Origin of the sequence: Stenotrophomonas sp. PS02300 (assembly GCF_029959395.1) — a bacterium.
GTDB lineage: Bacteria > Pseudomonadota > Gammaproteobacteria > Xanthomonadales > Xanthomonadaceae > Stenotrophomonas > Stenotrophomonas maltophilia_AD.
The window spans coordinates 1-7,855 of record NZ_JASCOP010000153.1; the positions used below are offsets into that span (position 1 = coordinate 1).

A 7,855-nucleotide genomic window follows, 5' to 3' on the forward strand; every position below is an offset into this window, starting at 1 on the left:
CCGTCGCTGCGCGGCGCGGCCCGCACCGCGCCGTACATGCACAACGGCAGCATGCGCAGCCTGGAGGCGGTGCTGGTGTTCTACAACGTGGGCGGCGGCCGGCCACGTCCCCGCCCCGGCAGCGAAGCGGCTGGACCGTTCCCGGCGGTGGATCCGCTGATGCAGCCGTTGGATCTTTCCCCAGATGAGCAGCGCGCGCTCCAGGCCTTCCTGCAGGTGCTGTAACCGCACCGCAGTACATGCGATCTCAACGCGACGATCACGTGGGCTTTCGGCGGTTCTACCGAAGCTAGCGGTTCGAAGACAGGAGCATGCGCATGCATTACGAGCTGTACTACTGGACCGGCATCCAGGGCCGTGGCGAATTCATCCGGCTGGCGCTGGAAGATGCCGGCGCGTCCTATACCGACATGGCGCGCGTGCACGGCGACAAGGTGATGCAGCCGTTCCTGGACGGCAAGGCCGAGGGGTTGCGTCCGTTCGCGCCGCCGTTCCTGGTCAGTGGGCGGCAGGTGATCGCGCAGGTGGCGGCGATCCTCGACCATCTGGGGCCGGAGCTGGGGCTGGTACCCGAAGCGGCCTCACGCCGCGTGCAGGCATTGCAGCTGCAGCTGACCATCGCCGACCTGGTCGCGGAGGTCCACGACACCCACCATCCCATTGCGGCCTCGAAGTACTACGAAGACCAGAAGAAGGAAGCCAAGGCGCGCGCCGCTGCGATGCGCAGCGAGCGGCTGCCGAAGTACCTGGGCTGGTTCGAAAGCGTGCTGGAGGCCAATGGCCGCCTGCACCCGCTGCGCGAGCATTCCTACGTGGACCTTTCGCTGTTCCAGCTGGTCAGCGGGCTGGCATACATGTTCCCGCAGCGCATGCAGGCGCTGCGTCCCTCGTTGCCGCTGCTGCATGCCTTGAAGGACCGGGTGGAGCGGCGACCCAATGTCGCCGCCTACCTGGCCTCCGAACGCCGGTTGGCGTTCAATACCAACGGCATCTTCCGCCATTACCCGGAGCTGGACGGCGACGACTGACGCCCGGTCACGACCAACGGTCGTGACCTACCGGGCGCTCCGGCAGGTAGATCACGACCGTTGGTCGTGATTGCTCTTCTGCAACGACAACAATCCCAACAACGCCGCAAGCGCGACATAGGCGCCCGCGAACTGCCACATGATCTGCTGCGGCAGGCCGGCCAGCTGCCACGGCAGGTAGATGCCGCCGCGCGGGTCCACCGAATGGATCAGCCCGAACAGGGTCAGCGCGGCCGCCACCAGCAGGATGCCCGAGGCACGCAGCAGCCGCCCGTCGATCATCGCCACCACCGCGGCAATCCACAGCATCGAGGTGATGATGAAGCCATTGCCCAGGGTGAAGATCACCGCCAGCTCCGGCAGCCCGTGGCCATCGAGCGTGGTGGTCATCGCCACCAGCTGCTCCGGCGGGATCCAGCCCGGTGCCTTGATCGCCAGCAGATAAGCCACCGATGGCAGGAAGCCCAGCACCATCGCACCGGCGTGCTCGCGCGGGGTGGCCTGGAAGGCCTGGGTGGTGATGTCGATGGCCACGTACACGATGATCGGCGCCAGCACCGCCAGCGGCAGCCACTGCACCAGCCCGGAAATTACCCCCAGAATGCCGCCGATACCCACGAACAGGCCGGTCAGCAGCGTGTAGCCGCTGCGCGCGCCCATGTGCTTGTAGGCCGGCTGGCCGATGTACGGCGTGGTCTGCGCCACGCCACCGCACAGGCCCGCCACCAGCGTGGCCACCGCCTCCACCAGCAGGATGTCGCGCGTGCGGTAGTCATCGCCGGCCGCGCGTGCGCTTTCGGAGACGTTGATGCCGCCCACCACCATCAGCAGGCCGAACGGCAGCAGCAGCGGCAGGTAGGTGATCGCTGTAGGCAGGCCATCGATGAAACCCAGCGTCGGCCACGGCAGCACCATCTGCAGCGGGGTCCACTCGGGCACCTTGAAGCCCGGGGCACCCAGCCCGGCCAGGCCGAGCCCGTAATACAGCACCGTGCCGAACACGAACGCCACCAGCACGCCCGGCGCGCGGATCGGCAGCTTGCGCTTGGCCACCAGCACGTACAGCAGCAGGCCCAGCGTGACGAAGCCGACCACCGGCGAGCGCAGCGTTTCCAGCAGCGGCAGGAAGCCCATCAGCACGATCGCGATGCCCGCGATGGAGCCCAGCATCGAAGCACGCGGCAGCGCGCGGGTGACCGCTTCGCCGAAGAACGAGAGCACGGTCTTGAGCACGCCCATGATCACCAGCGAGGCCATGCCCAGCTGCCAGGTGGCAATGGCCGCATCGTGCGGGGCCAGCCCCTGCGCCTTGAAGGCCAGGAACGCCGGGCCCAGCACCAGCAGCGCCATGCCGATGCTGGTCGGTGCATCCAGGCCGAGCGGCATGGCAGTGACATCGTCGCGGCCGGTGCGCGCGGCCAGCCGCCGCGCCATCCAGGTGTAGAGCACGTTGCCGACCAGCACGCCGAAGGCAGTGCCGGGGAACATGCGCCCGAACACCACGTCGGCCGGGAACTGGAAGATGCCGACCAGCGCCATCGCGATGAAGCCCAGGATCGACAGGTTGTCGACCACCAGGCCGAAGAAGCCGTTGAGATCGCCGGCGACGAACCAGCGGGGGCGTCCAGGGACAGGAGCGGATGCAGGCATGCGAGGGGGCACGAGGGTGGGGGTACCCGATGGTAGGCGTTCATTGCGCCCGGCAACAGACGCATGCGTGGAACACCGGGGCACGCCCCGTACCGACCTACGGTTTGTTGAGGAAATTGTTCGCCAGCAGGTCCCGCACGTCCCCCACCCGCCCGTGCAGCAGCGCCTTGGCCGCATACAGGGCGGTGCCGGCCACCTGCTTGGCCTCCACCTGCGGCGGCATCACCAGCTCGGTCGGGCTGGTGTGCACGTCCAGCAGCGCCGGGCCGGGGTGGGCCAGCACGTCCTGCACCGCCTGTTCCAGGTCCTCACTGCGGGTCACGGTGCGCCCGTAGAAGCCGATCACCTCGGCCAGGCGGCCGAAATCGGGGTTCTTCAGGTCGGTGTAGTTGTCCAGCAGGCCCTGCACCTTCTGCTCCAGCTCCACGAAGTTCAGCGAGCTGTTGTTGTAGACCACCACCTTGATCGGCAGGTTTTCCTGCACGGCGGTGAGCAGCTCGCCGAGCAGCATCGCGATCCCGCCATCGCCGCACATCGCGATCACCTGGCGGCCCGGGAACGCCTTCTGCAGGCCCAGCGCCTGCGGCAGGGCATTGGCCATCGTGCCGTGAAGCAGGCTGGTCAGCGTGCGGCGGCGGCCGTTGGCGCGGATATGGCGCAGGATCCACACCATCGGCGAACCGCAGTCGGCGGTGAACAGCGCATCGTCATCACCATGCCGGTCGAGCAGCGCGGTGAGGTGCTGCGGATGGATCAGCTCGCCCTCGCCCGGGCGCTCTTCCTTCGCGCGGGTTTCCAGGGCCTTCTCGCGGTGGCCGATGCACTCGTTCAGGAAGCTGCGGTCATCGCGTTCGGGCAGCAGCGGCAGCAGCGCCTCCAGGGTCGGGCCGATGTCGCCCACCACGCCCAGGTGCACCGGATGGCGCCTGCCCAGGTGGCTGCCATCGCGGTCGACCTGGATCAGCGTCGCCTTGTCCGGGTAGTACTGGCCCCACGCGAAATCGGCGCCAAGCAGCAGCAGCGTGTCGCACGCCATCAGCGTGTGGTAGCCCGATTCAATGCCGAAAATACCGGTCATGCCCATGTTGTACGGGTTGTCATGCTCCACGAAATCCTTGGCCCGCGAGGTATGCGCGACCGGCGCCTTCAAGCGCGCGGCGAGTGCTACCAGCGCGTCATGCGCATGCTCGCAGCCCGCGCCTGCGTAGATGCCGATGCGCTTGCCCGTGCCGATCAGCGCGGCGATGCGCTGCAGTTCGTCGTCATTCGGGCGCAGCACCGGCTGGGTGTAGTGGACGGAGAACGGCTGCTCGTCCTTGACCTCCGCTTCGGCAATGTCCGCCGGCAGGATCAGCACCGCCACGCCGCGCCGGCTGATGGCCGCCTGGCAGGCCAGCGTCGCCATCCGCCGCGCCTGGAGCGGCGTGGACACCTGCTCGCAGAACACGCTGCAACTGGCGTACACCGCCTTGAAATCCACCTCCTGCGGGAACTCCATGCCCAGCTCGGTGGTGACCACCTGGCTGGCGATCAGCACCAGCGGGGTGCGGTTGCGGTTGGCCTCGAAGATGCCGTTGATGAAATGCAGCCCACCGGGGCCGCACGAGCCCGCGCATGCCGCCAGGCGGCCGCTGACCAGCGATTCGGCCCCCGCCGCGAACGCGGCCGCCTCCTCATGGCGCACGTGCACCCACGCGATATCGCTGTTGTGGATGGCATCGGTGACATGGTTGAGGGTGTCGCCGACGATGCCGTAACAGTGCCGCACACCGGCGGCCTGCAGGGTATCGACGACGATTTCGGCAACGCGCTTGCTCATGACGGCACTTCCACGTTCTGGGGGAAGTACGAGCCTAGACCCGCGCAGGTGACACCGGCGTGCGAATGCACGCCGATTCATACAAAGGTAGGTACCGACCGTTGGTCGGTACGCCGTTAGAACGAAACCTCGACCGCCTGCTGCGACCACAGCACCGACTGGTGTTTGGTGGCCTGCTTCCATGCCAGGCGGATCGCCTCGATGTCGGCGCGCCGCTGCGGGGTGTTTTCGTGCAGCACCACCAGCACCTTGGTGCGCAGGCGGTTGGGTTCCTTCGCGCCGCGGAACAGCCACTGGCCGTAGGCATCGAACACGGTCAGGCCATCCGGGAAGCGCGGGGTGACCTGCTTGTCCAGGAACTCGCGCCACTGCGCCTCGCTGATCGCATCGGTCTGCTCGCGGTCGGAAGCGCCGCTTTCCTCGCCCACCCCGAAGTACAGCTCGCTGCGCACCCAGCCGGCGGCGGCATCCGGGCGGGCGGCATCGCCCTGCAGGCTGGCCGTGGTGGTGGTGGATTCGGGTGCGCGCGTGACCGGAGCGGTGGCGGTGGCGCAGCCGCTGAGGGCGAGGAAGGCGGCTAGCAGGAGGGGATGGGGCTTCATTTTTGGTCTCTGGGGGTGGGGCTACGTGGGACACGCATGGCGTGTCGCTACGTGGTCATGCGGGGTTGCAAGGGTGACGGACATCGCGCGGCTGCGCAGATGCCCAACGGCTATCAGCTGATGCCCCCTCGTATTGGGACTTGCATCACAGGGTGCCGTCACGCCAAGATAATATATCGCTTCATCCGGATGGATTGGAACTCCAATCGCATCCGCCCCCCCTCCCCCCCGTCGTACTGCTGGAGCCCGCATGTCCCGTCCGTCCGCGTCGCGCCTCGGCCTTGCCATTGCCCTGGTCCTGTCTTCCCCCCTGCTGGCCCAAGACCTCCACGCGCAGGACGCGCCCGCCTCCGCCACCACGCTGGACACGGTGATCGTCACCGGCACCCGCGCCATCGACCGCACCGTGCTCGAATCGACCTCGCCGGTGGACGTGCTCACCGCCGAGGACATCCGCCGCGCCGGCGTGGTCAACGGCGAGCTGGGCAGCGCGCTGCAGGCGCTGCTGCCCTCGTTCAACTTCCCGCGCCAGTCCAATTCCGGCGGTGCCGACCACGTGCGCGCCGCCCAGCTGCGCGGGCTGTCGCCCGACCAGGTGCTGGTGCTGGTGAACGGCAAGCGCCGCCACACCAGCGCGCTGGTGAACACCGACAGCAAGATCGGCAAGGGCACCACTCCGGTCGATTTCAACTCCATCCCGGTCAGCGCCATCAAGCGCATCGAAGTGCTGCGCGACGGCGCCGGTGCGCTGTACGGTTCCGATGCCGTGGCCGGTGTGATCAACGTGATCCTGGATGACGCCCCGGAAGGCGGCGCCATCGAAGCCAGCTTCGGTGCCAACCACACCGACCTCGAGCCGATCGACCGCACCATCACCGATGGCCAGACCAGCTTCGCCAGCGCCAAGGTCGGCACCCGGCTGGGCGAAGACGGCGGCTTCCTGCGCGTGGGCCTGGAGCTGAAGAACCGCGAAGGCACCAACCGCGCCGGCTTCGACCAGATTCCGCCGTGGGACCAGAGCGATGCGAACCTGGCCCTGCAGGGCCAGCGCAACTACGTGCTGGGCGATGGCAAGACCAAGGACCTCAACGCCTGGATCAACACCGAACTGCCGTTCGGTGAAACCTCGAAGTTCTACTTCTTCAGCACCTTCAACCAGCGCGACAGCGAAGGCGCCAACTACTTCCGTTACCCCGACAGCGACGCCAACTGGACCGAGCTGTACCCCAACGGCTACCGCCCGATTTCCGAAGGCGAGAACCGCGATGTGCAGGCCGTGGCCGGTGCCAAGGGCCAGTGGGGCGAGTGGAACTACGACGCCAGCCTGGATTACGGCTTCAATGACTTCACCTACCGCCTGCGCAACTCGCTCAACGCCTCGCTGGGCCCGGGCAGCCCGACCCGGTTCAAGACCGGCGATTACCGCAATGAACTGACCGTGGGCAACTTCGACCTGGGCCGGGTGTTCACCCAGGGCGAAAACACCCACAGCCTGGGCCTGGGCCTGGAAGCGCGCCGCGACCACTTCCAGACCCGCCCCGGTGACCCGGCCAGCTACGCCGCCGGCCCCTACACCGACCGCCCGACCGGCTCGCAGGCCGGCGGTGGCCTGACCCCGCAGGACGCCACCTCGCTCACCCGCGACGTGACCAGTGCGTACGCCAGCCTGTCCAGCCAGTTCGGCGAGCACTTCTCCAGCGACCTGGCCGCACGTTACGAGCACAGCGACGACTACGGCGGCGAGCTCACCGGCAAGCTGGGCCTGCGCTATGAATTCACCCCGGCCTTCGCGCTGCGTGGCGCCATCTCCAACAACTTCCGTGCGCCGTCGCTGGCGCAGATCGGCTATGAATCCACCTCCACCGGTTACAACGCCGCCGGCCAGCTGGTGCAGGGCCGCACGCTGTCGGTGAACAACCCGATCGCGCGCGGGCTGGGTGCCACCGACCTCAAGCCGGAGAAGTCGATCAACACCAGCCTGGGCTTCACCAGCCGCATCGGCGATCACTTCGACCTGTCGCTGGACTTCTACCAGATCGATATCGATGACCGCATCGCGCTGTCGGAAAGCATCACCGGTGATGCGCTCACCGATTACGTGCAGCAGCAGTTCGGCGTCGCCGGGCTGCAGAGCGCCAACTTCTTCGTCAACGCCGCCGATACCCGCACCCGTGGCGCCGAGCTGGTGACCAACTGGCGGCAGGGGCTCGGCGATGGCCAGCTGGTGCTGACCGGTACCTATGCCTACAACAAGACCACGCTGAAGAACGTGCTGGCCACGCCGGCGAGCCTGTTGGCGCTGGATCCGGATTACGTGCTGTTCGGCGTGGAAGAAACCAACACGCTGACCGATGCCACCCCGCGCACGCGTGCGCAGCTGGCGGCGACCTGGGCCAATGATCGTTGGACGCTGAGCAGCCGCCTGAGCCGTTATGGCAGCGTGACCCGGGTGTTCAACTTCGGCGATGGGTTCGTGCCGCGGCAGACGTATGGCGCCGAGTGGCAGCTGGATGCCGAGGTGGAGTACAGGATCACGCCGCAGTGGAGCGTGGCGCTGGGTGGGCAGAACCTGACCGACAATTACTCGGACCTGTCCAACGAGGACATCTACTACTACGGCAACCTGCCGTATGACGTGTTGTCGCCGATTGGTAGCAATGGTGCCTATTATTACGGGCGCGTTCGTTACACGTTCTGATCATTGGTGCAGCCAGGCAGGGCCTGGCGCTACACGGACGCGTGATCGTCTACTGGAC

General features: G+C 67.2%; 5 protein-coding genes and 1 pseudogene. 3 read left to right on the forward strand and 3 right to left on the reverse strand.

Features of this window, described 5'->3' with window-relative positions; all coding sequences use genetic code 11:
- Both QMX79_RS18590 and QMX79_RS18595 read left to right on the forward strand, forming a co-directional pair.
- Positions 1–225, forward strand: a pseudogene (locus QMX79_RS18590) (cytochrome-c peroxidase); the annotation flags it as partial.
- A 92-nt stretch (positions 226–317) separates the two neighbouring features.
- The gene (locus tag QMX79_RS18595) at positions 318–1,028 is read left to right on the forward strand and encodes a glutathione S-transferase (protein WP_282248102.1); all 711 of its coding nucleotides are present in this window, start codon (positions 318–320) and stop codon (positions 1,026–1,028) included.
- 51 nt (positions 1,029–1,079) lie between these two features.
- Here QMX79_RS18595 and QMX79_RS18600 read toward each other — a convergent pair whose 3' ends face one another.
- From QMX79_RS18600 to QMX79_RS18610, 3 genes are all read right to left on the reverse strand, one after another.
- Positions 1,080–2,678 (reverse strand): hypothetical protein, encoded by a 1,599-nt coding sequence (locus QMX79_RS18600; protein ID WP_282248103.1) that lies wholly within the window; start codon positions 2,676–2,678, stop codon positions 1,080–1,082.
- A 97-nt stretch (positions 2,679–2,775) separates the two neighbouring features.
- Positions 2,776–4,497, reverse strand: a complete 1,722-nt coding sequence (locus QMX79_RS18605; protein ID WP_282248104.1) for a thiamine pyrophosphate-dependent enzyme — start codon at positions 4,495–4,497, stop codon at positions 2,776–2,778.
- Positions 4,498–4,613: 116 nt separating this feature from the next.
- A complete protein-coding gene (locus QMX79_RS18610) occupies positions 4,614–5,099 on the reverse strand; it encodes a DUF3574 domain-containing protein (RefSeq protein WP_282248105.1) in 486 nt (161 codons plus the stop codon).
- Between the two features lie 250 nt (positions 5,100–5,349).
- Between QMX79_RS18610 and QMX79_RS18615 the strand changes: the two genes are divergently transcribed.
- A complete protein-coding gene (locus QMX79_RS18615; protein ID WP_282248106.1) occupies positions 5,350–7,797 on the forward strand; it encodes a TonB-dependent receptor in 2,448 nt (815 codons plus the stop codon).
- Positions 7,798–7,855 lie beyond the last annotated feature (58 nt).